The organism is Microvirga alba (assembly GCF_015694465.1).
GTDB classification, from domain to species: domain Bacteria; phylum Pseudomonadota; class Alphaproteobacteria; order Rhizobiales; family Beijerinckiaceae; genus Microvirga; species Microvirga alba.
Window position 1 is genome coordinate 243380 of record NZ_JADQDO010000003.1, and the last position, 25968, is coordinate 269347.

Below are 25968 nucleotides of genomic sequence, written 5' to 3' on the forward strand. Positions count from 1 at the left end.
TCCTGAGCCTAGGTCCGCCCCACGAGCGCGAACCAGCCATCCTCGTCCATGACCTGAACGCCGAACTCCGCAGCCTTGGCGAGCTTCGAACCCGCCCCCGGCCCAGCGACCACGATATCAGTCTTCTTCGACACGGAGCCTGCGACCTTGGCTCCCAGACGCTCGGCCATGGCCTTGGCCTCCTCGCGGGTCATCTGCTCCAGGGAGCCGGTGAACACCACGGTCTTGCCCGCAACGGGAGAGTCGGACGTGGCCGCTTCGATCGGCACCGCCGTCACCTCCACCAGCAGCGCGTCGAGCATGTCCTCGTTGTGCTTCTCCTTGAAGAACTCGACGATGGCCTCCGCCACCACCGGCCCGATGCCGCCGATGGAGGTCAAATCCGCGTGGGCTTCCGATGTCGTATCCGCGGCTTGCTTGGCCGCTTCTCGCAAAGCCTCGAAGGTGCCGAAATGACGCGCCAGCAATTTGGCCGACGTCTCACCCACATGCGGAATACCAAGCGCGAAGATGAACCGGTTCAACGGAACCGTCCGGCGCTCGGCGATGGCGGCGAAGAGATTGCGGACGCTCGTCGCGCCCCACCCCTCCTTGTTCTCGAGACGTTTCAGGCTGCGTTCGTTGCGAGCTTCGAGTGTAAAAATGTCCTGCGGGCTTTTGATCAGATCGTCGTCGTAAAGCTCCTCGATGCGCTGCCAGCCGAGCCCTTCAATGTCGAAGGCGTTGCGGGAGACGAAGTGCTTCAAGCGCTCGCGAGCCTGCGCCGGGCAGATGAGGCCGCCCGTGCAACGACGAACGGAATCCTCCCGTCCCGTCCGCGGATTGACCTCGCGCACCGCGTGGCTGCCGCAGGCGGGACAGATGGTGGGGAACACATAAGGCTTCGAATCCGGTGGGCGCTTGTCGAGCACCACGTCGAGCACTTTCGGGATCACGTCGCCCGCGCGCAGCACCACCACCGTGTCGCCGATGCGGATATCGACGCCGTTGCGGATGGGCTCCCCGTTGCCGCCGATGCCGCGAATGTAATCTTCATTGTGCAGGGTCGCATTCGAGACCACCACGCCGCCCACCGTCACGGGCCTCAGTTTCGCGATGGGGTTGAGCGAGCCGGTGCGGCCCACATTGATCTCGATGTCGTCCAGCACCGTCACGGCCTTTTGAGCCGGGAACTTGTGCGCCAGCGCCCAGCGCGGCGAGCGCGAGACGAAACCGAGCCGCTGCTGATAGTTCAGATCGTCCACCTTGTAGACGACGCCGTCGATATCGTAGCCGAGATTGGCACGGTCGGTTTCGATCTCGTGATAATGCTCGAGCAGTTCCGCGACGCTGGAAAGACGCCGCGTCAGCGGGTTGGTCTTGAACCCATAAGCCTTGAAATGATCGATCATGCCATGCTGCGTCTTGGCGGGCATGACGCTCATTTCGCCCCAGGCATAGGCGAAGAACTTCAATGGTCGCGAGGCTGTGATCTTCGGATCGAGTTGGCGCAGGCTGCCCGCCGCTGCATTGCGCGGATTGGCGAAGATTGGCTTTCCCGCCGCCGCCTGGCGCTCGTTGATGGCGGCAAAGTCCGCATGCGAAAGATAGACCTCGCCCCTGACCTCGCAGATCTCGGGAACGCCGGGACCGTGCAATTCATGCGGAATGTCGTGCACGGTGCGTGCATTGACCGTGACATCCTCGCCCTCCTCGCCATCGCCGCGCGTGGCGGCGCTCACGAGTTTCCCATTCTCGTAGCGCAGGCTCAGCGACAGGCCATCGATCTTCGGCTCGGAGGTGAAGGCGAGCGGCGCGTCGGCCTTGATCTGAAGAAAGCGGCGGATGCGCTCGACGAAATCTTCCACATCCTCATCCGCGAAGGCGTTCGCGAGCGACAGCATCGGAACGCGATGCCGGATCTTGGCGAATTTCTCGGAAGGCTTCGCGCCGACCCTCTGCGTGAGGCTCTCGTCCGAGGTCAGTTCCGGGAACTGCGCCTCCAATGCCTCGTAGCGCTGGCGCAGCGCGTCGTATTCCGCATCGGAAACCGAGGGCGCATCTTCCTCGTAATAGCGCTTGTCGTGCTCCGCGATGTCCTGACCGAGCGCATCATGTTCGGCGCGCGCCTGGCGGAGCGTCAATTGGTCAACGGGCGTGGTGGAAGAGTGTCTGTGTGCAGCCATGGTCGAATCGAGAATGAGGTTGAGTGAACCATAGCGCGCGGCGCAAGAGTCTCCAGTGCCGGTAATGGCGCGCCGTGAAGGAAGAACGCTGACCTCCGTCATTCCGGGGCGAGCGTCAGCGAGACCCGGAACCCATAAACGCGGGCGTCCCGAATAAAGCACCGGCGCATACCGCGATATTCTGAAAGTGTGGGTGTTTATGGGTTCCGGGCTCCGCTGTGCGGCCCCGGAATGACAGGCTTCAATCGCGATCCGCGAGGTGCTCACCCGCCGGGGTTCTCAGAGCAGCGTCGCCTCCAGCAGCCGTGCCGCGGCCGCTCGCGCTTCCTCGGTGATCGTTGCGCCCGCCAGCATCCGCGCGATTTCCTCGCGGCGGGGCGTGTCGTCGAGCGGGAGAACGCGGGTCGCGACCCGGTCGGAACCGTGCACGCCTTCCTTGGCGATCAGGAAATGGCTCTCGGCACGAGCGGCGACCTGCGGCGCGTGGGTTACCGCCATGACCTGGACGCGCTGCGCGAGGCGGGCGAGACGCTGGCCGATGGCATCCGCCACCGCACCGCCAACGCCTGTGTCGATTTCGTCGAAGACCAGGGTCGGCGCGGAGCCCTTGTCGGCGAGCACCACCTTGAGCGCCAGCATGAAGCGTGACAATTCGCCGCCCGAGGCCACCTTCATCAGCGGACCCGGACGGGTGCCGGGATTGGTCTGGGCCCAGAATTCGACGCGCTCGAACCCATTGGGATCGCGGCTGTCCTCATCGGTCTGGATTTCGGTGATGAAACGCGCCCGTTCCAGCTTGAGCGGCGGCAATTCGGCCTGCACAGCGGCGTCGAGCGCCTGGGCGGCCTTGCGCCGTTCGGCGGAGAGGCTCTTGGCGGCTGCGATATAAGCCTTGTCCGCGTTCTTGAGCGCGCTTTCCAAACCGCCGAGCTTTTCCTCACCGGCATCGATGGCAGCCACGTCCTCGATGAAGCGCTGCTTCAACGCGGCCAATTCATCGACAGACACATCGTATTTACGGGCCGCCGCGCGGAGGGCGAAGAGACGCTCCTCGACCTGTTCCAGATCGCGGGGATCGAACTCCGTGGCGCGAATCGCCTCTTCGAGAGCCGAGCGCGCCTCATCAATGGCGACCAGGGCCGCATCCAACGCCTTGACGCTCGGATCGACCAAAGCCGGAGCCTGAGCGCTGCGGCGTTCGAGTTTGCGCAGAGCGGCGGACAATTCGGGAATCGGGGATGCGCTGCCGGCGAGGGTCTCGAAGGCCTCGTTCAGGTCCTGCGCCACCTTTTCCGATTGCATCATGACCACGCGACGTTCTGCGAGGGCCTCTTCCTCCCCAGCCTTCGGGGCAAGCTTCGTCAGTTCCTCCACCGCGTGCCGCAGAAAATCGGCTTCCTTGCGTGCCTTCTCAACGCGGTTTTTGTGATCCTGCAGAGCCTGGCGCGCATCGCGAACACGCCGCGCCGCCTCGCTGACGGTCTGAACCTCGCCCGCGAGGCCGCCGAAAGCATCAAGGATGGCGCGATGGGTGACGGGATCGACCAGGGCGCGATCGTCATGCTGGCCGTGAATTTCGACGAGGGCCGCGCCGATGGCTTTCAGAACCTGCACGCTGACGGGCTGATCGTTGACGAAGGCGCGGGTGCGCCCGTCCGCCACCTGAACCCGGCGGAGGATGAGGTCGCCATCCACATCGATCTCGGCGCCCGCCGCGATGCGCCGGGCCGGATGATCGAAGGGGCAGTCGAAGACCGCCGTAATCTGGCCTTGGGCCTCGCCGTGCCGAACGAGGCTGCCGTCGCCTCGTCCGCCCAGCGCCAATGCGAAGGCATCGAGCAGAATGGACTTGCCCGCTCCGGTTTCACCCGTGAGCACGCTTAGTCCCTCCTCGAAATGAAGTTCGAGCTTGTCGATGAGAACGATGTCGCGAATCGCAAGCTGGATCAGCATGGGAGGAAAGGCTTAGCCCGTCTTCTGGCCAACCTGCGGAACGCCACGGAACGCCTTGCTGATCCAGGACTGGGAGTCCTCGCGCGGCTCGACGCCGCCCTTGGTCAGCAGCGCATAGGCATCCTTGTACCAAGGGCTGTCAGGGAAGTTGTGACCGAGAACGGCGGCAGCCGTCTGCGCTTCGTTGACGATGCCCATGGCCATATAGGCTTCGGCAAGACGCTGAAGCGCCTCCTCCACATGCCGGGTCGTCTGATAACGCGAGACGACCATGCGGAAGCGGTTGATGGCTCCCGAATAATTGCGCTTCTGGAGATAGAAACGACCGACCTCGAGCTCCTTGCCGGCGAGCTGATCGCTGGCAACCTGGATCTTCTTCTTGGCGTCGGCGACGTATTCCGATGTCGGATAACGCTGGACCAGCTCCTGCAGGGAGAGAATAGCCCGCTCCGACTTCTCCTGATCGCGGGTGATGTCCGGAATCTGGTCGTAATAGGACGACGCCATCAGATACTGGGCATAGGCCGCATCGGGCGTGTTCGCGTGCCGCTGGAGATAGCGGGTCGACGCCGTGATTGCCTCATCATAAAGGCCGCCCTCATAATTGGCGTAGGCCTCCATGATCATCCCTTTTCGGGACCATTCGGAATAGGGGTGTTGCTTGTCCAGATCGCGAAATTTCTTGGCTGCGCCTTCGAAATCCCTCTTCTGGATACGCGCGAGACCGTCATTGTAGATCTGCTCGCCCGGGACGTCGGCCACGATTTCGGGCTTGTAGACTTCACTCTTGTCGAACGGATTGATCGACGAAAGCGTGTCGCAGCCCGCGAGCGCGAGCCCACAAGCACCAACGGCGAGGGCGCGAACGGTAACGTCCATCATGCCCTTATAAACCTTCGCGAAAGACATACTTCGCGGTCCTCCGAAATACGTGCCCGAGTTGCAATGATGCACTGAAGGTTCTTTAACCTATGCACATGGAAAGCGCCAACCCCATCCGACATGGATTACCTGACGGCTTTGGCAGGGGCCAGACCGAATGGTGCGGCGAATAGGCGTCAGCAAGGAAGGATACGACAGCCAGGAGCATGATTCAGGAACGTGAAATCCGGCTTTCCAGCAAAATCATGCGGCATCAAACTCTAGTGAACCTCAGGCGCGAAAGCCGGCATCGCGATATTGTTGCCGATTTCTGCGTAGCCGGGCTCACGACGAACCGCCCCATCCACGATGGTGTAGTTCGACCGGCTCGAGAACAAAGCTTCGAGCACTGAGAAATTCAGGCGATGGCCGCCGCAATAGGAGCGGTAGGTGCCCAGAAGCGGGAGGCCGGCGAGAGACAGGTCGCCCACGGCGTCGAGGATCTTATGACGCACGAACTCGTCGCTGTAACGCAGGCCTTCCGGGTTCATGATCCCGTCATCGCCGATGGCGACCGTGTTTTCGAGGGACGCGCCCAGGGCGAACCCGGCGCTCCACAGTTTCTCGACATCACGCATGAAGCCGAAGGTGCGCGCGCGGGAGATTTCACGGCGGAACACGGACGGCGTCAGGTCCACGGCCTTGCGTTGACGGCCGATGACCGGCGTGGGGAAATCGATTTCCACGTCCAGGCGGAACGCCCGCTCGTTGGGGACGAGTTCGGCGAAAGCCTTGCCCTGGGTGACGCGAACAGGCTTGAGAACCTTGAGATAGCGACGGGTCGCGCTCTGAACCGAGAGGCCGACCTGATCGATCGCATCGATGAAGGGCGCGGAGCTGCCGTCGAGAATCGGAACTTCGGGGCCGTCGATCTCGACCAGCACGTTATCGATGCCGAGGCCGGCGAGAGCAGCCATCAGGTGCTCGATCGTCGCCACCGCGCCGCTGTCGCGGTCGCCGATCACGGTGCAGAGTTCGGTCGCAGTGACGGCGAGATGCCGGGCGTCGATCAGTCGGTCGAGACCACCGGGAAGACCGGTGCGGAGGAAAGCGATGCCATGGTTCACTTCCGCAGGGTGAAGAATCATCTTCACTTCGTCCCCGGAATGGACGCCGGCCCCCACGAGGGTGGCGGCTGCGCGAAGCGTGGTTTGTTGGCTCTGCTTCATTCTTTTCGGACCTCGGACGTCTCAGCCTCGTGCAGGGATCGGTCTGCTCGAGGAAAATGGCGTCCGCTGTTTCTCTTCCTGATGCACGGGCTCACGATGAACCCGCCCTTTTCGACTTGGGGGAACATAGTCCCCTCATCAGGCTAGGCCAAATCACGCTTGGTTACGGTGTGTTACAAACTCGGCAATTGGTAAACCATTGATTTAACAGCACTTTAAAAACGAAAAACCCCCGGCCGCGAGGCGACCGGGGGTTCTTTTGTAACAAGCTGGGCCTAATCAGTTCGCCTGGCGACGAAGGAAGGCGGGAATCTCCAGCTGATCGTCTTCCATATTCCGCTGCGCCGGAGCCATCCGGCCCTGCGATTCGGGGTGACCCTGCGCCGGGCGGTAGCCCTGCGGAGCCGCCGGGCGCTTGGCGTATTCCGCATGGACCGAAGACATCGGCTGACGCGGTGCTTCCGGGGCCGGACGCTGCATCACCGGCTCCACAGGAGCGGGATGCGCTTCTTCCTTGCGACCGAAGCCCGCCAGGCGTTGCAACAGCGACATGCGCTTGGCGTCGTGAGCGGGCTCCGCCTCGCCGCGGCTGGCGCGGATCTGGTTCTGCGCCGGCATTGGCAGTTCATCGATCCGCGGCATGCGGGCCGGACGCATGGCGCGCTCGGCCTGCGGGGGAATGAACGACGTCTGCTCGACTGGCTCGTGATAGACCGGTTGCTGCGCGACCGGCGCCTCGAAGGACATGACCGGCTTCGGCTGAGCCGGGGTCAGCACAACCTCGTCGCGGATGACCGGCTGCGGGGCAGCCTCCATGCGCGGCTGCTCGATGACCGGGGTCGCCATGGACACGAAGGCCGGAGCGACGGGAGCGGGAGCGGTCTCGATCTCAGCCGCCTTCACCGGAAGGGCTTGGGCGGCGGAGCGAAAGGTGGGGACAGCCTGCGTCTGGGAGGCGCGGGCCCGTGCCTCGGCGCGCAGGCGCTCGGCCACTTCCGAGATGCGCTGCTCGGTCGAGTTCAGATCGCCGCCGTTCGCGAGCAAGGCATGATCGATGCCCGTCGCGACGACCGAGACGCGGATGATGCCTTCCAGGCTCTCGTCGAAGGTCGCGCCGAGAATGATGTTGGCATCCTGGTCCACTTCCTCGCGGATGCGGGTCGCGGCTTCGTCGAGTTCATAGAGGGTCAGGTCGTTGCCGCCGGTGATGGAGATCAGCAGGCCGCGTGCGCCCTTCATCGACACGTCATCGAGGAGCGGGTTGGCGATGGCGGCTTCAGCCGCGCGGATGGCGCGCTTCTCGCCGGAGGCTTCTCCCGTGCCCATCATCGCCTTGCCCATGCCGCGCATGACGGAGCGGACGTCGGCGAAGTCGAGATTGATGAGGCCTTCCTTGACCATCAGGTCGGTGATGCAGGCGACGCCCGAATAGAGCACCTGGTCGGCCATCGCGAAGGCGTCGGCGAAGGTCGTCTTCTCGGTGGCGACACGGAAGAGGTTCTGGTTCGGGATGACGATGAGCGTATCGACCGATTGCTGCAGCTCGGTAATGCCGGCCTCTGCAAGACGCATGCGGCGCACACCCTCGAACTGGAACGGCTTCGTCACCACGCCGACGGTCAGTATGCCGAGTTCGCGGGCTGCGCGAGCCACGACCGGGGCAGCGCCCGTGCCGGTGCCGCCGCCCATGCCGGCGGTGATGAACACCATATGGGAGCCGGAGAGCTGGTCGCGGATTTCGTCGAGGACTTCTTCAGCAGCCGCGCGGCCGACTTCCGGCTGCGACCCGGCGCCGAGACCCTCGGTCACCTGCAGGCCCATCTGAATGACGCGCTGCGCCTTGGACGAGGCCAGGGCCTGCGCGTCGGTGTTGGACACCACGAACTCGACGCCCTCGAGACCGGACTCGATCATGTTGTTCACGGCGTTGCCACCGGCGCCACCGACGCCGAAGACGGTGATGTGCGGCTTGAGTTCGCGGATGTCCGGAGCTTGCAGATTGATTGCCATGACCTATTGCCTCTTTGGCCTTTGTACCGACAGCGTTTGGCCGACGCTTACTGTGGTTGACTTGAACTCATGACGGTGGCCGCCGCGCCACCGCCCTACTCGTTAAAAACTGTCGCGAATCCAGCGGCCCACCCGTGAGATGTAGCCGTCGGTTCCCGTACCCTGGAAGAAGCCGCTGGAGCGCGGCTCGAAATACTCGATATGCGCCACCTGGGGATAAACCAGGAGGCCGACCACTGCGGAGAAGGCGGGGCCCTTCGCCGCTTCGGGCAGGCCCTTGATGCCGAGCGGACGCCCGACACGAACCTGTCCCTGAAGGATGCGCCGCGCCGTTTCCGGCAGGCCGACGAGCTGGCTCGCGCCGCCCGTCAAAATGACACGCCGTCCGGCTTGCGCCGCAAAGCCCGCGTTCTTCAACCGGTCGCGCACGAGTTCGAGAACCTCCTCGACGCGCGGCTTGATGATGCGCACGAGATGCGACTTCGGCAGATGGTTCGGAACATCGCGTTCGTCCTCATCGACCTGCGGCACGGCGATCATGTCGCGGTCATCCGCGCTCGAAGAAATCGCGGAACCGTAGAGCGTCTTGAGCCGCTCGGCGGCGGAAACGCGGGTCGTGAGACCGCGCGCGATATCCATGGTGACGTGATGGCCGCCGACCGCGATCGCGTCCGAATGAACGAGGTGGCCATTGGCGAAAATGCCGACGCTCGTCGTGCCGCCGCCCATATCGACCACAGCGCAGCCCATATCCGCTTCGTCATCGACGAGAGCCGACAATCCGGACGCATATGGCGTCGCGATCACCGCTTCGACGCCGAGATGGCAGCGCTCGACCGCGAGCATCAAATTACGGGCAGCCGCGGCTTCCGACGTGACGACGTGAAGATCGACGCCGAGCCGTTCGCCAATCATGCCAGCGGGATCCACGATATGGTTCTGCCGGTCGAGCGAGAAGCCCGTCGGCAGGGCATGAAGGACCGCCCTGCCCCGCCGCATGTCGTGATTGCTTGCGGCATCGAGCACACGATGAACATCGCTCGGGCCGACCGCGCCGCGCACTGGGATCTGGGCATCGAAATGCTCGGAGCCGAGGCGTCCGCCTGTGAGGTTCACGATGACGGATTGGATCTCGACCTTCGCCATCCGCTCGGCCGCGTGCACCGCCTGACGGATCGCGGATTCGGCCGCTTCCAGATCGACGATCACGCCGCCTTTCAGGCCGACCGAACGCTGATGTCCGATGCCGAGGATGCGCGCCACATGGGTGCGGCTGCGCAGCGACTCGATCTCGTCGGCGGGCTTCAATTCCGCCACGATGCAAACGACCTTGCTCGTGCCGATATCGAGAACCGAGAGAATGGCGCTCTTGCGCGCGGACAGCGGCTTCAGGCGCGGTGTCAAACCATGACCTGAGAGACTCATGTGTCGACCCCCTTGCCGCGCATCGGTTTTTTCTTGAGCGCATCGGCTCGCGCCGAGGCTGCTTCTTCCGTCAGACGAACGACGACCCGGTCGGCAATGCGCAGGTCGATCGCCAGCACATCCTTTTCCAAGATCTTCTGTTCCCGTTCGAGCTTCACGAGCCGGGCCAGCGCGTCGGGCGCGCCCTGCTCCGGCAGGCGCACGTCCATCCCGTTGTCCATCTTGAGCGTCCAGCGGCGGCCCGAAACGAGCGTGCCCGCGCGGATGCGGCTCTTAAGCGGCCCTGCTGCTTCGAGCAACGCCAGATATTCCTTGCTGCGCAGGTTGGCACGGTCGCCTACCACGAGAGGCAGATCGACGAAGCGCTCGTCCTGCATCAGGTCGATCACGGTGCCGTCGGCGGCGATGACGAAAAGCTCGCCATTGAGCTGCCAAAGCGCGTTCGGCTCGCGTTCGTTGAGCGTGATCACCAGTTCGTTCGGATAGAGCTTGCGGACCGCCGCGCTCTTGATCATCGGAACCTGTTCCAGACGCTCGCGAACCGCGTTCACATCAAGAAACGCGAGGGAAACCTTCGCATTCAACCCTGCTGCGGCGAGAACTTCCGACTCGCGGATCTGCGAAATGCCGGAGATCGTGACCTGTTCGAGCCCGAGGCCCACCATGCGGGCAATCGCGTGATGGGGCTCGCCGTTATTGCGGATGAACTCGTCGAGATGGCCGCCCTGCCACAGGCCGGTGAAGGTCACGGCGCTGAAAAACGCGAGGGTCAGCCCGGTTCCCAAGAAACGAGGCAGGCGGCGCGCCAGCGGAACGCTGACGGAGCGCCGGCGGCGCACGCCGCGCGAGGAACCGGCGGACTTGGAAAATCCGAATCGGGAAGAGCTGTGCCTTCGATCATCGAAGGAGGTGGCGCGCGCAACCGTGACGCCGGCCGGGTAGGCCGTCATCGGTTGCAGGTAGCGTCCTCCACCATCCATTGCACAAGCTCGCCAAAGGTATAGCCCGCATGGGCTGCCAATTCTGGCACCAAGCTCGTCTCGGTCATTCCGGGTTGCGTGTTGACCTCTAGCACGACGAGTTCCCCGGTTCCCCCAGGAGTATCGTCGTACCGCAAGTCAGCGCGGCTGATTCCCCGACAGCCGAGCGCTTGATGCGCCGTTAACGCTAACTCTTGAACCTTTTGGTAAATATTCGGTTTAATTTCTGCAGGAAGGACGTGAATGGACCCGCCCTTCACGTACTTTGCATCGTAATCATAAAACACGCCGGTCGCCGGGCGGATGTCGATGACGCCCAGCGCACGGTCGCCCATGACCGCGCAGGTCAGTTCGCGGCCCGCAATATATGGTTCGACAAGGACTTTTTCGCCGAACGCCCAATCCTCGCGCATCAATTCCTGGGGTGGATGGCTGCGGTCTTCGCGGACGATGATGACGCCGACGGAGGAGCCTTCATCAACAGGTTTCACCACATAAGGAGCGGGCAGGACGTGACTCTTGGCCGCCTCGAAACGGTTAACGACCACCCCGTGCGGAACCGGCACGCCGGCCGCCTTCATGATGATTTTCGCCCGGTCTTTCTGCATGGCGAGGGCTGAGGCCAGCACGCCGGAATGGGTGTAGGGAATGCGCAGAATCTCAAGCAGACCCTGGATTGTGCCGTCTTCACCCACACGGCCATGGAGCGCGTTGAACACCACGTCCGGGGCGACGGCCTGCAGCACGTTGGAAATGTCGCGTTGAACGTCGACGAGGGTGACCCGATAGCCTTGCCCTTCCAGGGCCTTGGCGCAGGCGCTGCCTGTGGACAGACTGACTGCGCGCTCCGCCGACCAACCGCCATAGAGAACGGCAACGTGCTTGGCCATGATTGGCTCCCTTTGCCTCACCGGCCTTCCGGTCGAGGACTGAACTGATTCGGCTCAGACTCGTGCGAGCCCGACGCGCTTGATCTCCCATTCAAGTTCCACGCCGGAGGTTTCCAGAACCTTACGACGAACCTCTTCGCCCAGACCCTCGATGTCGGCGGCCGATGCCGCGCCGTGGTTGATCAGGAAGTTGCAATGCATTTCGGAGACCTGCGCGTCGCCGCGGCGCAAGCCCCGGCATCCGGCCGCATCGACTAACTCCCAGGCCTTGCGGCCCGGCGGGTTCTTGAAGGTCGAACCGCCCGTGCGCGTGTTGACCGGCTGCGTTGAAGATCGCGCCTCGGTAATGGCGTTCATCTCGGCCAGTATCTCAGCAGGATCGCCCGAACGCCCCTCGAAGAGCGCTTCGGTGAAGATGACGTCATCCGGCACGCTCGAATGGCGGTAGGTGAAGCCCATCCCGGCATTCGTGAAACTGACCTTCTCGCCCCCACGGGTCACGCCCTTGGCCTCAAGGAGCACGTCCTTCGTCTCGCCGCCATAAGCGCCGCCATTCATGCGCAGCGCTCCGCCAATGGTGCCGGGAATCCCGCGCAGGAAAGAGAGCCCCGCAATCCCCGCTTCCGCCGCCGCGCGCGCGACTTTCACATCGGGAGCGCCCGCCCCCGCGCGAACGCGATGCCCTGGCTCGACCGACATCTCGGCGAACCCTTTCGCCAGCCGGATGACAACACCCTCCCATCCGCCATCCCGGATGAGAAGGTTGGAGCCGAGGCCGACCACGAGAACCGGGATCGTCCGGTCGAGATGGACCAGAAAGTAAGCGAGATCATCGACATCCGCAGGCGTGAACAGCACCTGCGCCGGACCGCCCGTGCGAAACCACGACAAAGGTGCTGTCGGCGCATTCGCCTCCAGCTTGCCCCGCAGATCGGGCATCTCTGCCTTGAGTTCGCTTGTCAGGTCCGGAAACATCAGGCCGCCTTGTCGCTCAGCGCCTTGAGTTCGCCTGGCAGAGCATAAGCCCATTGCGTGATGTTGCCTGCGCCGAGGCAGATCACGTAATCGCCCGGCTTTGCGACGCCCTTGATGAGCGCGGCCAGATCTTCCGGTTTGTCGAGAGCCGTGGCGCTGCGGTGGCCGCGCGCCTTCAGGCCGGAGACGAGACCGTCGCGGTCCGCGCCGGGGATCGGTTGCTCACCCGCCGCGTAGACCGGCGCGACGATGACCGCATCCGCGTCATTGAAGCAGGTGCAGAATTGATCGAAGAGCGAGGACAGGCGCGTATAGCGATGCGGCTGCACCACCGCGATGACCTGGCCATCGGTCGAAGCGCGCGCGGCTTTCAGCACCGCCGCGATCTCGATGGGGTGATGGCCGTAATCGTCGAACACCGTGACGCCGTTCCACTCGCCCGTGCGCGTGAAGCGACGCTTCACACCGCCGAACGCGCCAAGCGCCTTGCGGATGGCATCGGGCGAGACGCCGAGTTCATGTGCGACCGCGATGGCCGCCGTGGCGTTGAGCGCATTGTGTGCGCCCGGCATCGGCAGGACGAGGTCTTCCAGCTCCAGCCGGAAGCCGGGGCGACGATCGCGGATCATGACCCGGAACTTGGTCTGCCCGCCGCGCGGATCGATGTCCATGATTCGCACATCGGCCTGCGGGTTCTCGCCATAGGTGATGATGCGGCGATCCTCGATGCGGCCGACGAGGTCCTGCACGATGGGGTGGTCGATGCACATCACCGCGAAGCCGTAGAACGGGATCGAGTCGATGAACGACCGGAAGGCGTCCTTGATTGCATCGAAGGTGCCGAAATGGTCGAGATGCTCGGCGTCGATATTGGTGACGATGGCAACGTCGGCGGGAAGCTTCAGGAACGTGCCGTCCGACTCATCGGCCTCCACCACCATCCACTGGCCGTCGCCCATGCGGGCATTGGTGCCGTAGGCATTGATGATGCCGCCGTTGATGACGGTCGGATCGAGCCCGCCCGCGTCGAGCAGCGTCGCGACGAGCGAGGTCGTCGTGGTCTTGCCGTGCGTGCCGGCAACCGCGACACAGGATTTGAAGCGCATCAGCTCGGCCAGCATCTCGGCGCGACGCACGACCGGCAGGCGCTTTTCGCGGGCAGCGATCAGTTCGGGGTTGTCGCGCTTGATCGCGGTGGAGACCACGACGATCTCCGCGCCCTCGACGTTCTCCGCCTTGTGGCCGATGAAGGTCTTGATGCCCTTATCCGCTAGGCGTTTGACGTTGTAATTGTCGGACGCATCAGAGCCCTGCACCGTATAGCCGAGGTTGTGCATGACCTCGGCGATGCCCGACATGCCGATGCCACCGATTCCGATGAAGTGAATGGGACCAAGCTTCGGCGGCAGTTTCATGGGCTTTTTCCGTTGTTGTTCGAGGGGACCAGCTGAAGGACGGCCTGAGCGAGGCGCTCGGCAGCGTCCGTAATGCTGGCGCTATGGGCGGCGGTTGCGGCCTGGGACAGCCGTTCCGGTTTTTCGAGGAAAGACCGAATCTCCTGAGCCAGGCGCTCCGGAGTGAACTGAACTTGTGGAAGAACGATGGCCGCGCCGATGTCGCCAAGTGTTTTGGCGTTGGCCGCCTGATCCTGATCAAGCGAACCCGGCAGCGGCACGAGGATCGAGGGCCGCCCGATCACGGCGAGTTCGGCCACGGTCGATGCGCCCGAGCGCGAAATCACGAGGTGAGCTTTTGCCAGACGCTGCGGCAGATCCTTGAAGAAGGGCTCGGCCTCGAATTCCACGCCAAGGCGTTCATAGGTACCGCGAACCCGCTCCAGATCCTCGCCGCGCGCCTGCTGGCAGATGGCGAGGCGCGCGTGGACCTCTGCGGGCAGAAGTTCTATGGCGGGCGGCACCACATCGCTCATCACCCGCGCGCCCTGGCTGCCGCCGACGACGAGCAGGCGAAGTTTCCCATTCTTTTCAAGCGCTGGATAAGCAACCCGGGACGCATCGACAACCGATGGCCGGATCGGATTGCCAGTCTGGAGGATCTTGCCAGGAACGCCTGCCGGAATGCCCTTGATGTTCGCGAATCCCGTCGCGATCACGCAAGCCCAGCGGGCAAGAAGGCGGTTGGCGCGCCCCATCACGCCGTTCGCTTCATGAATGACGGTCGGCACGCGCAGCATAGACGCCGCGATGACAGGCGGCACGGTCGGATAGCCGCCGAAACCCACGACGACAGCCGGCTTCAACCGGCGAATGGCCGGGATAGCTTTGAGCGTGCCCGTGCTCAAGAGCAAAGCTGCCTTCGCCATCTGCGGCAGCGAACGGCCGGATGGCGTGGCCGAGGGAATTTCGATGATCTCATCAGCCGGGAACGAGCCCGCATAAGCATTCGCGCGCTTGTCGGTCGCAAGCGCCACACGCGCGCCGGACGCTTTCAGGGCGTTGGCGAGCGCCTCAGCCGGGAAGAGATGTCCGCCGGTTCCACCAGCGGTGAGGAGGATGAGGGGTGAGGTCATCCGCGCGGCCAATCCTGATTGAAGTGCTCCATCATCTCCGAGCGGGGGCGGCGGCGGGTGATCGCAATCAGAAAGCCCATCGCGAGCGCCAGCGAAAGAAGCGACGAACCGCCGTAGGAGATGAAGGGCAGCGTCATGCCCTTGGCAGGCATGAGGTGCACGTTCACCATCATGTTGATGGAAGCCTGCAACCCGAACATCAGCACGAGGCCGGTCGCCGCAAGCCGGCAGAATGTGTCCTCGCTGCGCCGCGCAAGCGAAAGGCCGCGCAGCACGATGAAGGCGAAAAGCAGCAACAGGCCGAGACAGACGATGATGCCGAACTCCTCCGCTGTGACGGCGAAGATGAAGTCCGTATGCGCGTCGGGCAGGATGCGCTTGACCGAGCCTTCGCCCGGACCGCGCCCCAACCAGCCGCCGCGGGCGAAAGATTCCATCGCCGTATCGACCTGGAAGGTGTCGCCGGAGGACTTGTCCATGAAGCGCTCGATACGGGCGCGAACGTGCGGAAGGAATTCATAAGCCGCGACGATGCCGACGAGGCCCGCGCCGCCGAGACCCATGACCCAGAACCAATGCAGGCCCGCGACGAAGAACAAGCCGCACCACACGATGGTGATGAGCATGGTCTGGCCGAAATCCGGCTGCAGGATCAGTGGAACGATGGTTGCGGGAAGGATGAGAAAGGCCAGGAACGCGCCCGGCATGTCCTTGCGCCGCGCGCCCTCTGAGAACGCCCACGCGGCGAGCACGACGAAGGCGGGTTTGACGAATTCGGAAGGCTGAATGCCGAGCGGGCCAATCATGACCCAGCGATGCGCACCCTTGATCTCGGGGCCGAACTGGAAGGCCAGAGCGATCAGCCCCATGCTGACGATGTAGACCAGGAGCGCCAGGCGCCTGACATGGCGCAGAGAGAGAAACGAGACCGGCAACATGATCGCAAGCGCCGGAAGGAGGAAGAGGACCTGACGGTTCACGAAATGGAACGTGGAGAGTCCCAGCCGCTCGGCGACGGGCGGACCACCAGCCATGAGAAACACAAGGCCCGCGAGAACGAGCACGGCGAGCGCCGCGAGAAGCACGCGGTCGACGGTCCACCACCAGTCGCCGAGAGGCGAGCGTTCAACGCGTGACACCATGACTTCAAGCTCCCCTGGTCGGGTTGATGCCGGGCAAGGCGCGGACGAGCGTGCGGAAGTGGTCTCCGCGCACCTCGAAATTCGGATATTGGTCGTAAGACGCGCAGGCTGGCGAGAGCAGGACGACGGAAGGCGCGTTTATCGCCGCCGCATCGTGCGCCGCCTGTTCAACCGCCTTTTCCATCGTGCTTGTGCGGGAATAAGGGACCGCCCCCTCGAGGATTGCTGCGAATTCGTCCGACGCCGCGCCGATCAAATAGGCTTTGCGAACCTTCGGGAAGTAGGGCTTCAGTGGCGTGATGCCGCCATCCTTGGCCTTACCGCCGAGAATCCAGAGGATATTGTCGAAGGACGCCAGCGCCTTCTCTGTGGAATCCGCGTTGGTGGCTTTGGAGTCGTTGATGAACAACGCCTCGCCAAGACGAGCCACCTCCTCCATGCGATGCGGCAGGCCGGGGAAGCTACGCAACGCGCGCTGGATGGCGACGGCGTCAACATCCGACAGAAGAGCGATGGCGATGGCCGCCGCCGCGTTCTGGGCATTGTGGTCACCGCGCAGCGAGCCGATGCCGGTGAGGTCCGCGACCTCTATGACGCGACCGTCGCGGTTGTCGATGATCCGGCTGCCCTGCGCATAGACGCTTCCCGCGTCTCGATCTGTCAGGCCGACGCGGATGGTGTTCGCCTGCGGTCTCCGGGCAATGATCGCGCGGCTTAGTGCGTCATCGGCGCCGAGGATCGCCTTCGCGGCCTTCGCAACCAACCGCTCCTTGATCGCCGCGTACTCCTCCATCGTCCCATGCCGATCGAGGTGATCGGGCGTGATGTTGAGGAGAACGCCGATGCTCGGTGCGAGGGAAGGCGCGAGGTCGATCTGAAACGACGAGCATTCGATGACGTGGATTCGCCTCTCGGATGGCGGCTTCAGCGACAGGATGGCGGTGCCGATATTGCCGCCCATCTGCACGTCGTGTCCCGCCTCGCGCAGAATGTGCGCGATCAGCGCGGTCGTCGTAGATTTGCCGTTCGTGCCGGTGATGGCGATGAAGGGTGCGTTTGGGGCGATCTTCGCCCGCTCGCGGCAGAACAGCTCAATGTCGCCGATGATCTCGACGCCGGCGGCTTGTGCCAGTTTCGCGGACCAATGCGGTTCGGGATGGGTCAGGGGAACACCCGGCGAGAGAATGAGCGACGAGAAGCGCGACCAGTCCGCGCTCCGCAGGTCCCCCGTCTCGACACCCTTGGTTTGCGCCTCCGCCATCTTCGCCGGGTTGTCGTCGCACGCGACCACATGCGCGCCGCCCGCTTTCAAGGCGAGCGCGGTCACCAGCCCCGACCCGCCGAGGCCGAAGAGCGCGACTGCTTTCCCGGAAAAGCTGGTAACGGGCGTCATCGCGTCACCGCAGCTTGAGGGTCGCGAGGCCGACGAGCGCCAGCACCACGGAGATGATCCAGAACCGGATCACGACCTGCGGCTCGGTCCAGCCGAGTTGCTCGAAATGATGGTGGATCGGCGCCATCTTGAAGACGCGCTTTCCCGTGAGCTTGAAGGATGTGACCTGGATGATGACCGAGAGGATTTCCAGCACGAACAGGCCGCCGACGAGGGCGAGAACGATCTCGTGCTTGGTCGCAACTGCAATCGTGCCGAGAAGACCGCCGAGCGCCAACGAGCCGGTGTCGCCCATGAAGATCTGGGCCGGAGGCGCGTTGAACCACAGAAAGCCGAGGCCCGCCCCGATCAACGCGCCGCAAACAACCGCGAGCTCGCCGGTGCCGGGGACGAAGTGGATCTGGAGGTAATTCGCGAAAACGGCGTTACCGGCGAGATAGGCGATGAACCCGAAGGTGCCCGCCGCGATCATCACCGGCACAATGGCAAGACCATCGAGACCGTCGGTAATGTTGACCGCATTACCCGCGCCGACGATCACGAACCCGCCGAAGATCACGTAGAACCAGCCGAGGTTGAAGATCAGCTCTTTCGAGAACGGCAAGGCCAGCTTGTTGGCGAGGCCGGGCGTGCCGAGATAGGAAATCGCGACGCAGGCAGCGCCCGCGATCACCGCTTCGATGGCCAGCCGCGAGCGGCCGGAAAAACCCTTGTGCGACTGCTTCGTGACTTTCAGGAAATCGTCATAGAAACCGATCGCGCCGAAGCCGACCGTGACGAAGAGCACGACCCACACATAATGGTTGGAAAGATTGGCCCAGAGCAAGGTCGAGACCAGCACGCCTGCCATGATCATCAGCCCGCCCATGGTCGGCGTGCCGCGTTTGGTGAGGAGATGGGACTTCGGTCCATCCTCGCGAATTGGCTGCCCCTTGCCCTGGCGCACGCGGAGGAGCGAGATGATCGAGGGTCCAAACAGGAACACGAAGAGAAGCGCCGTCGCCGTCGCGCCACCCGTACGGAACGTGATGTACCGGAAGATATTGAGAGGGCTGAAATAGGGGCTGAGATCAGCCAACCAGGTCAACATCGATCATCCTTTCAGCGCGTGTGCCGCGTGGCTCGCGCCGTAACGTTCTTTCATGGCTTTGACAATCAAAGCCATCTTCATGCTGAGCGAACCCTTCACCATCACGGCATCGCCGGGGCGAAGGACCGCGCAAACCGCATCGGCCAGTTCGGCCGAGGTTGCGGTGTGGGCAGCAATTTTGGCTTTCGGCAGCAGATCGACCAGATTTTGCATCAGTGGTCCAGCGGCAAAGACAAGATCGATGCCATTGGCCTCGACCGCTTCTGCCAGGCCCTCATGCAGGCCGGGAGCCTTGTCGCCGAGTTCCTTCATATCCCCGAGAACCGCGATGCGTCGTCCCTGGGGCGCGAGTTCGACCGCGCCGAGATTGGACAGGGCCGCGCGCACGGAAGCCGGATTGGCGTTATAGCTTTCATCGATCAGGAGGGCCTCGCCCGACCCGACCGACAGCACGGTCCGCTCGCCGCGCCCGACCGGCGGCTTCAATTCGACGAAGGATTGCGCCACCGGAGCCGGATCGACGCCAAGCGCGTGAGAGGCGGCCAGCACGCTTAAGGAATTGAGGGCGATATGCCGTCCCGCCGTGCCGATCCGGTACGTGAGAGGCTCGCCGAAAATCCGCGCTTCCACGATGGAGAAGTCAGGCTTCACGACGATGCGCTCGGCTCGAATATCCGCCGCCTCGCTCTCGCCGAAACTCACCACGCGGCCCGCATTCGACGCCAGCGCATGGGCGCGCAGGCGCTCGAAATAGGGGCTGTCGCGGTTGATGATGGCCGTGCCGCCGGGCTCGATACCGGCAAAGATTTCGCCCTTGGCGTCGGCAATGCCCCAGAGGGAGGGGAAGAACTCGATATGGACCGGTTCGATGGTCGTTATCACCACCACATGCGGACGCACCATGGCGGTGAGCGGCAAGATCTCGCCGGCATGGTTCATGCCGATCTCGAATATGCCGAACTCGGTCTCGCGCGGCATGCGGGCGAGCGTCAGCGGAACGCCCCAATGATTGTTGTAGGACGCAACCGAGGCATGGGTCGCGCCCTGGCGGGAGAGCGCAAGGCGCATGGCCTCTTTCGTGCCGGTCTTGCCGACGGACCCCGTGATCGCGACAATCTTCGCGGTGCTGCGCTTGCGCGCCGCGATGCCGAGCTGGCGCATGGCCTCCAGCACGTCCGGCACCACGATCAGCCGGTCGGAGCCTTCGAAGTGAGGAGCTTTCTCCATCGAGACGACAGCTGCCGACGCGCCCTTCTCCAGAGCGGCGGGCACGAAGTCATGCCCGTCATGCACATCGCCCTTGATGGCGAAATAGAGATCGCCCGGATTGAGCGTACGCGTGTCGATGGAGGCCCCGGACGCTTGCGCAAAGCCGCTGCCGACGCGAGCGCCGGTCGCGGCAACGATCTCATCCAAGGTCCATAAGGGCGCGCTCATGCCTGCCTCTCCGCGATAGCCGCCCGCACCTCGTCATGATCCGAGAACGGCAACGTCCGGTCGCCGATGATTTGGCCGGTTTCATGGCCTTTGCCCGCGACGACGAGAATATCCCCGGGACGCAGGTCCTTGACGGCTGTGCGGATGGCAAGCGCGCGGTCGCCGATTTCCAAAGCACCAGGGGCGGCCTTCAAGACTTCGGCGCGGATCGCAGCAGGATCTTCCGAGCGAGGATTATCGTCCGTAACGATCACCACATCCGATTTCTCGACGGCGATGCGGCCCATGAGCGGACGCTTGCCGCGATCCCGGTCCCCACCGCACCCGACGATGCAGATCAGGCGGCCCGTCGTGAAGGGCCGTAGCGCCTCGAGCACATGGGAGAGCGCATCGGGCTTGTGGGCATAATCGACGATGCAGAGCGCGCCGTTGGTTTCGCCCACCTGTTCCAATCGACCCGAAACGCCTTTCAGCCCGGACAAGCCTTCGATCACCTCGACCGCCCTCGCCTCACCTTCGACCGCAAGCACGAGACCGGCGGCAAGGAGTGCATTCTCAACCTGGAAGGTTCCGAGGAGCGGAAGGGTCGTGCGGATTGTCTTGCCGAAGGCTTCGACTGTTAGTGCCTGCTTGAAGCCTTCCGGACGCGTCTCGACGAGGCGAAGCGTTTCACCCGCACTGCCCGTCGTCATGAGCTTCAAGCCGCGATTCCGCACGCCTTGGAGGAATACATCCGCATAGGGACCATCGGCGTTGATGACGGCGGGCGCGTCGGCAGGGAGCAACGTGTCGAACAGGCGCAGCTTGGCCGCCGCATAGGCTTCCGTCGTGCCGTGATAGTCGAGGTGATCACGGCCGAGATTGGTGAACCCAGCAGCGCTCAGGCGCACCCCGTCGAGCCGTCGCTGATCGATGCCGTGGGAGGAGGCCTCCATCGCCAGGCGACGCACGCCGTCATTGGCCAGATGATCGAGAGTCTCGTGCAGCGAGATCGGATCCGGCGTCGTCAATGAGCCGTAGGCCGTGCCGTCGGACGTGATGACGCCCAGCGTGCCGAGGCTTGCCGATTTATTTCCCAGCACCGCGAAGAGCTGGCGCGTGAAATCCGCGACCGAACTCTTGCCGCTGGTGCCTGTGACGGCGACGACCTTTTCCGGTTGTTTCGGATAGAAGCGCGCGGCTGCAATGGCGAGGGCAAGACGTACATCTGGCGCGCGGGTATAAGCGACATTTGCGGGAAGATCGGACGGGCGCTCCGCCTCTCCGACAATGGCGACCGCGCCTGCGGCGACAGCCTGCGGCACGAAGCTCATCCCATCAACCTTCGTGCCCGGAACGGCGAAGAAGGCCGTGCCCGGCCCGACCTTGCGGCTGTCGGATGCGATCTTCGCGACAGGCGTGGAAGCGGCCGGATCGCCAGCTGCCTCCGGCAAAAGATCACCCAGTCGGATCATGCGCGCACTCATTATTTCGTCCCCCACGCGCCGAGGCGCGTCATCAGGGGGAAGGGCAGCACCGGCGCCTCGAAGCGCGGCGGAACGCCGAGCATCGGCGCGATGCGCTCGATGACGTTTCCGGTGACGGGGCCGGCATTCCAGCCCGCTGTCGAGAAGCCATATGTTCCTTCGACCGCCTGCGGCTCGTCCATGATGGTGAGGAAAACGTATTTCGGCTTGTCGGCCGGAAGAACCGCCGTGAAGGTCGTGAAGTTCTTGTTCTTGGAATAGCGCCCGTTGATGACCTTTTCCGCGGTGCCGGTTTTGCCGCCCACGAAGAAACCGGCGATGGCGGCCGAAGACGCCGATCCGGCAGGGTTGGAGGCGTTCAGGCGCATCACGTAGCGCATCGCCTCGCTGGTCTCGGGCTTGAGCACCTGGACAGCGTTTTGACGAGCAGCCGCTTCGTCACGTTTCAGGAAGGTCGGCGGAATGAGCACACCGCCATTCACGAGCGCGCCCACCGCCATCAATGCCTGAAGCGGCGCGACTGCGAGACCGTGGCCGAAGGCGATCGTCATGGTGTTGAGTTCGCCCCAGCGCGGCGGCACGATGGGCTCTGCGCTTTCAGGAAGCTCCGTCTTCAACCGGGTCAACTGACCCATCTTGCGCAGAAAAGCCTTGTGGCCCTCCACGCCGATGCCGAGCGCCATACGAGCCGTGCCGATATTCGACGAGTGGATGAACACTTCCGGCACCGTGAGAACACGGCGCGTCGCGTGGTAGTCGCCGATGGTGAACTTGCCGTAGCGCAGGCCGGCCCGGGCATCCAAGGTCGAATTGATGTTGTATTTGCCGGAATCGAGAGCCATCGCGGTCGTGAGGGCCTTGAAGGTCGAGCCCATCTCGAAGACGCCGACATTGATGCGATTGATGCGATCGGCCTCCAGTGCGTCGACCGGGTTGTTCGGGTCGAAATCCGGCAACGAGGCGAGCGCGATGATCTCACCCGTGTTCACGTCCAGGATCGCGCCGGCCGTCGCCTTGGCCTTGTACTTCGCCATGCCCTTGGCAAGCTCGTCGCGCAGCGCATGTTGCACGCGCAGATCGAGAGAGAGTTGCACCGGCTTGAGGTCCGCCGCAGAAATGTTGAAGCCCGCGCCGTTGAGATCCTGCAAGCCCTGGCTATCGATGTATTTCTCCATGCCCGCGATGCCGACATTGTCGACATTCGCGAAGCCGAGGACGTGAGCCGCGGCCTGGGCGTTCGGATAGATGCGCTTGTTTTCCGGCAGGAAGCCGATGCCCGGAATGCCGAGGCGATGAACCTCCGCCTGCTGGCGCGGCGTGATCTCGCGTTTGATCCAGACGAAGCCCTTCTTGGTACCGAGCTTGTTACGCAGGTCTGTCGCGTCGAGGTCCGGCAGAACGGCAGTCAGCAGCTCGACAGCCTCGTCTTTGTCGATGATGTTGCGCGGCTCCGCGAAGACGGACACCATCTTCACGTCCGTCGCCAGGATCTCGCCGTTGCGGTCGATGATATCCGGCCGGGCCGCCGAGATTTCCGAGGAGGCCGCGCGGCGCATCGCGCTCGACGAATCGCTGGTCATGGCCAGAAGAACCAGCCGGCCGCCGATGACCCCGAAAAGCCCGATGAAGCAGAACGCGGCAAGGCCGACGCGCGCCGTGCTCTTGTCGACGCGCAGACGGAACAGCTCGCGGACATGACCGAGAAAGCCACGCTTGCGCGGAGCGGATTTGGCCAGCAGGTCTGGATCGGTCTCTTGCAACACGGGCGTTACCGTTTCGGGGTTTGTGTTGTCGGAGTGCGGGCTTCGTTGGTTTTGTCTTTCGGCGTCGCAGTCGGCTCAAGCAAGCGGCCGATCTCGTCCTCCCGAACGGGCCGGTTGGGAAGATCGGACAGTCGCGCCAATTGCTGGATCCTCATCGGTTGAAGATCGAGATGCTGATTGACTGCATCCTGAAGGCGATCAGGGCGGTCGAGATATTGCCATTCCGCCTGAAGGACGGCGATGGCGTCCCGCTCACGCTGCACTTTCGATTTCAGCTTCGCGACCTGCTCCGCGTGATAGAGCGTCTCGTACTTGATCGAATAGGCATAGCCCGCCGACGCGATCAGCGCGGAGATTGCGATCATGTGAAGGAATCGGATCACCGGCGCCCTCCCCGCTTTTCAGCCGTCTGCGGCAGCTCGGCCAGCATGGTGATGGCGCTCAAAGATTCCTGCGCGGGCGCGCTCGTCCGCTCCCCGGCCCGGAGTTTCGCGGAGCGGGCTCGCGGGTTGCGCGAAACCTCGAGATCGCTCGGCCCCACCGGTCCTCTGGTGATGGCGTCGAATGTCGGCTTCGCCATGGCGGCCGTCGGCAGATGGCGCGAACCGGTCGGCGCACGCCCGGTGCGGGCCGCGAAGAACTGTTTCACAATGCGATCTTCCAAGGAGTGGAAGGTGACGACAACAAGACGCCCGCCGGGCTTGAGAATGCGCTCTGCCGCATGAAGCGCGCGCACCAACTCGCCGAGCTCGTCATTCACCGCGATGCGAAGGCCCTGGAAAACCCGCGTCGCCGGATGAATGCCGCCCGGCTCCTGCCGGATCAGCGATGCAACCAGGTCCGCGAGCTGCCGTGTCGTCTCGAAGGGCTGCCGACGGCGCGCCTCGATGATGGCGCGTGCCACCGCGCGGGCGCGGCGCTCCTCGCCGTAATGATAGAAAATATCCGCGAGTTCCGCCTCGGAAGATTCGTTGATGAGGTCGGCCGCGCTCGGGCCCGATTGCTCCATGCGCATGTCGAGCGGCCCCTCGTTGCGAAACGAGAACCCACGCTCGGCTTCATCGAGCTGCATGGACGAAACGCCGATGTCGAGCACGACGCCATCGACGCCCTCGAAACCCTGCGCCCTCGCGATCTCGTCGAGATCGCCAAAGCGCCCCGGCACGAGCATGAGACGTTTTTTGACCTTCGCCGCCAACGCAGCGCCGCCGGCGATCGCATCCGGATCCCGGTCAATGCCGATCACCGCGTTGCGGGGATGACCGTCGAGAATGGCGCGCGTGTATCCGCCCGCGCCAAAAGTGCCATCAATGAAGAGGCCGCCGCGCTTCACATCGAGCGCCGTGCAGACCTCTTCCAGGAGGACGGGAACGTGACGGGTCGGTCCGCCAGCGGCTCCGGCTCCTGGGCCGTCGCCGCGTCCCATCATCGTTCCCGTGCTCCTGGTGAGATATCTTGCACCAAACGTTGTTCCATATTGCGAGTTCCTAAAGCCCTCTTCAGGTCTCTGACCTTCGTGCGCGCCTCCTCCAAGTGCGCACGGAAGCTCTCGGGCTCCCAAATCTGAAACTTGTGACCGAGTCCCACGAACGTCACCGCGTCCGCGATCCCGGCATGACCTTTTACTGAATCCGTCAGGATGACTCGCCCCTCCGGATCGACTTTGAGGATCTCGCTGGTCCCGAACAACGCCGTCGACAGTTGATCCCGCTCGTCCGAATAGGGCGACAGCGTCGACAAGAACGCATCGATCTCGTTCAGAAGCACGTTGCCGCCCGCGTCCAGAGCCGGCGCGTCGAGCGCCGGATGTACGTAGAGCCCCTCGAACCCGTCCGTGACCAAAATGGCCCGGAAAGACGCCGGGATTGAGACCCGGCCCTTCGAGTCCAACTTGTTGGTGAAATTGGACACGAAGCGATTCATCGGCCGCAGCTCGTACGCTCCTGATTGTCAGCCCCTCGGCGGATCGAACAGACCCACCGCCTCCCGAAGCCGGTGACAACGCTACTTTCCGATCAAGGAGATCGACACCAACCGGGTGCCTGATGTCCCCTTCGGAAGAAACCGTCGACGGGATGATTTGGGATAACATGGGATGCTATGGGCGTCAACGGAACTGATTGAGTCGGCAGGCCTTTCGGCATTCGACCCCATCAGAAGCATTTAGGGTTAATGAATCGTAAGCAGCGCAACGGTTTGCGCCCCTCTCTCCACAAAACTTGCGTCGGAAATGAGGTGTCAGCCGGCCTGTAAGCCGGGTTCTGTAGGGCCCAAAGCGTGAGCCTTGGACGTGGCGGCCATTCCTCTGGGACGGTCATTGCTGACCGCCTCAAGCAACCAACCCGGACGACGAGCCTAGAAACCGGCCTGGCGCGAACGCCTGTCGTCCCTATTCGGTTTTGCTCCCGGTGGGGTTTACCTTGCCGTCCGCATTACTGCGTCCGCGGTGCGCTCTTACCGCACCCTTTCACCCTTACCCCGAGGGTCCGAAGACCTTTGCGGGGCGGTTTGCTTTCTGTGGCACTTTCCCTAGGGTCGCCCCCGCCGGACGTTATCCGGCACCGTGCTTCTATGGAGCCCGGACTTTCCTCCCCGAGCGAACTCGGAGCGGCCGCCCAGCCGACTGACGGTTCCGATGTGGTGCAGAAGGCAGGCCTTC

General features: G+C 63.6%; 20 protein-coding genes and 1 other RNA gene. All 21 read right to left on the reverse strand.

All coding sequences use genetic code 11. The features are described 5' to 3' along the window. Positions 1 to 8 precede the first annotated feature (8 nt). The 21 genes from ligA to rnpB all read right to left on the reverse strand — a co-directional run bounded on the left by ligA (position 9) and on the right by rnpB (position 25936). Positions 9 to 2165, reverse strand: coding sequence for an NAD-dependent DNA ligase LigA (gene ligA / locus I2H38_RS09360; RefSeq protein WP_196271668.1), 2157 nt, complete (start codon positions 2163 to 2165; stop codon positions 9 to 11). Positions 2166 to 2444: 279 nt separating this feature from the next. After that, positions 2445 to 4118: a DNA repair protein RecN gene (gene recN / locus I2H38_RS09365; RefSeq protein ID WP_196271579.1), complete on the reverse strand. Its 1674-nt coding sequence runs from the start codon at positions 4116 to 4118 to the stop codon at positions 2445 to 2447. Positions 4119 to 4130: 12 nt separating this feature from the next. After that, positions 4131 to 4997 (reverse strand): outer membrane protein assembly factor BamD, encoded by an 867-nt coding sequence (locus I2H38_RS09370; protein ID WP_407664053.1) that lies wholly within the window; start codon positions 4995 to 4997, stop codon positions 4131 to 4133. A gap of 263 nt (positions 4998 to 5260) precedes the next feature. After that, positions 5261 to 6208: a UDP-3-O-acyl-N-acetylglucosamine deacetylase gene (lpxC, locus tag I2H38_RS09375; protein WP_196271581.1), complete on the reverse strand. Its 948-nt coding sequence runs from the start codon at positions 6206 to 6208 to the stop codon at positions 5261 to 5263. Between the two features lie 279 nt (positions 6209 to 6487). After that, positions 6488 to 8218 carry a cell division protein FtsZ gene (gene ftsZ / locus I2H38_RS09380; protein ID WP_196271582.1) on the reverse strand — a complete coding sequence of 577 codons (1731 nt, stop codon included), beginning with the start codon at positions 8216 to 8218 and terminating at the stop codon, positions 6488 to 6490. Positions 8219 to 8320: 102 nt separating this feature from the next. Then, complete coding sequence (ftsA, locus tag I2H38_RS09385; protein WP_196271583.1) at positions 8321 to 9643, reverse strand: cell division protein FtsA; 1323 nt, start codon at positions 9641 to 9643, stop codon at positions 8321 to 8323. After that, entirely contained in the window at positions 9640 to 10623 is a 984-nt protein-coding gene (locus I2H38_RS09390) for a cell division protein FtsQ/DivIB (protein WP_196271584.1), read from the reverse strand. The genes ftsA and I2H38_RS09390 overlap by 4 nt, the downstream gene beginning before the upstream one ends. Next, on the reverse strand, positions 10590 to 11513 hold the full coding sequence (locus I2H38_RS09395; protein ID WP_196271585.1) for a D-alanine--D-alanine ligase: 924 nt from the start codon (positions 11511 to 11513) through the stop codon (positions 10590 to 10592). The genes I2H38_RS09390 and I2H38_RS09395 overlap by 34 nt, the downstream gene beginning before the upstream one ends. Before the next feature lie 54 nt (positions 11514 to 11567). Further along, complete coding sequence (gene murB, locus I2H38_RS09400) at positions 11568 to 12491, reverse strand: UDP-N-acetylmuramate dehydrogenase (RefSeq protein ID WP_229426637.1); 924 nt, start codon at positions 12489 to 12491, stop codon at positions 11568 to 11570. Continuing rightward, positions 12488 to 13903, reverse strand: a complete 1416-nt coding sequence (murC, locus tag I2H38_RS09405) for a UDP-N-acetylmuramate--L-alanine ligase (RefSeq protein WP_196271587.1) — start codon at positions 13901 to 13903, stop codon at positions 12488 to 12490. Before murC ends, murB begins: the two co-directional genes overlap by 4 nt. After that, a complete protein-coding gene (gene murG, locus I2H38_RS09410; RefSeq protein WP_196271588.1) occupies positions 13900 to 15018 on the reverse strand; it encodes an undecaprenyldiphospho-muramoylpentapeptide beta-N-acetylglucosaminyltransferase in 1119 nt (372 codons plus the stop codon). Before murG ends, murC begins: the two co-directional genes overlap by 4 nt. After that, positions 15015 to 16160, reverse strand: coding sequence for an FtsW/RodA/SpoVE family cell cycle protein (locus I2H38_RS09415; protein ID WP_196271589.1), 1146 nt, complete (start codon positions 16158 to 16160; stop codon positions 15015 to 15017). Before I2H38_RS09415 ends, murG begins: the two co-directional genes overlap by 4 nt. A 4-nt stretch (positions 16161 to 16164) precedes the next feature. Continuing rightward, complete coding sequence (murD, locus tag I2H38_RS09420; protein ID WP_196271590.1) at positions 16165 to 17553, reverse strand: UDP-N-acetylmuramoyl-L-alanine--D-glutamate ligase; 1389 nt, start codon at positions 17551 to 17553, stop codon at positions 16165 to 16167. Between the two features lie 4 nt (positions 17554 to 17557). Further along, positions 17558 to 18643, reverse strand: coding sequence for a phospho-N-acetylmuramoyl-pentapeptide-transferase (gene mraY, locus I2H38_RS09425; protein ID WP_196271591.1), 1086 nt, complete (start codon positions 18641 to 18643; stop codon positions 17558 to 17560). 3 nt (positions 18644 to 18646) lie between these two features. Beyond that, positions 18647 to 20080, reverse strand: coding sequence for a UDP-N-acetylmuramoylalanyl-D-glutamyl-2,6-diaminopimelate--D-alanyl-D-alanine ligase (locus I2H38_RS09430; RefSeq protein ID WP_196271592.1), 1434 nt, complete (start codon positions 20078 to 20080; stop codon positions 18647 to 18649). Then, a complete protein-coding gene (locus I2H38_RS09435; protein ID WP_229426626.1) occupies positions 20077 to 21534 on the reverse strand; it encodes a UDP-N-acetylmuramoyl-L-alanyl-D-glutamate--2,6-diaminopimelate ligase in 1458 nt (485 codons plus the stop codon). Before I2H38_RS09435 ends, I2H38_RS09430 begins: the two co-directional genes overlap by 4 nt. An 11-nt stretch (positions 21535 to 21545) precedes the next feature. Next, positions 21546 to 23309 (reverse strand): peptidoglycan D,D-transpeptidase FtsI family protein, encoded by a 1764-nt coding sequence (locus tag I2H38_RS09440; protein ID WP_407664050.1) that lies wholly within the window; start codon positions 23307 to 23309, stop codon positions 21546 to 21548. 5 nt (positions 23310 to 23314) lie between these two features. Beyond that, complete coding sequence (ftsL, locus tag I2H38_RS09445) at positions 23315 to 23692, reverse strand: cell division protein FtsL (RefSeq protein ID WP_196271594.1); 378 nt, start codon at positions 23690 to 23692, stop codon at positions 23315 to 23317. Continuing rightward, complete coding sequence (gene rsmH, locus I2H38_RS09450; protein ID WP_196271595.1) at positions 23689 to 24738, reverse strand: 16S rRNA (cytosine(1402)-N(4))-methyltransferase RsmH; 1050 nt, start codon at positions 24736 to 24738, stop codon at positions 23689 to 23691. Before rsmH ends, ftsL begins: the two co-directional genes overlap by 4 nt. Then, complete coding sequence (gene mraZ, locus I2H38_RS09455) at positions 24735 to 25232, reverse strand: division/cell wall cluster transcriptional repressor MraZ (protein WP_196271596.1); 498 nt, start codon at positions 25230 to 25232, stop codon at positions 24735 to 24737. Before mraZ ends, rsmH begins: the two co-directional genes overlap by 4 nt. Before the next feature lie 311 nt (positions 25233 to 25543). Then, positions 25544 to 25936: RNase P RNA component class A (gene rnpB / locus I2H38_RS09460), an RNA gene on the reverse strand. Between the last annotated feature and the right edge of the window lie 32 nt (positions 25937 to 25968).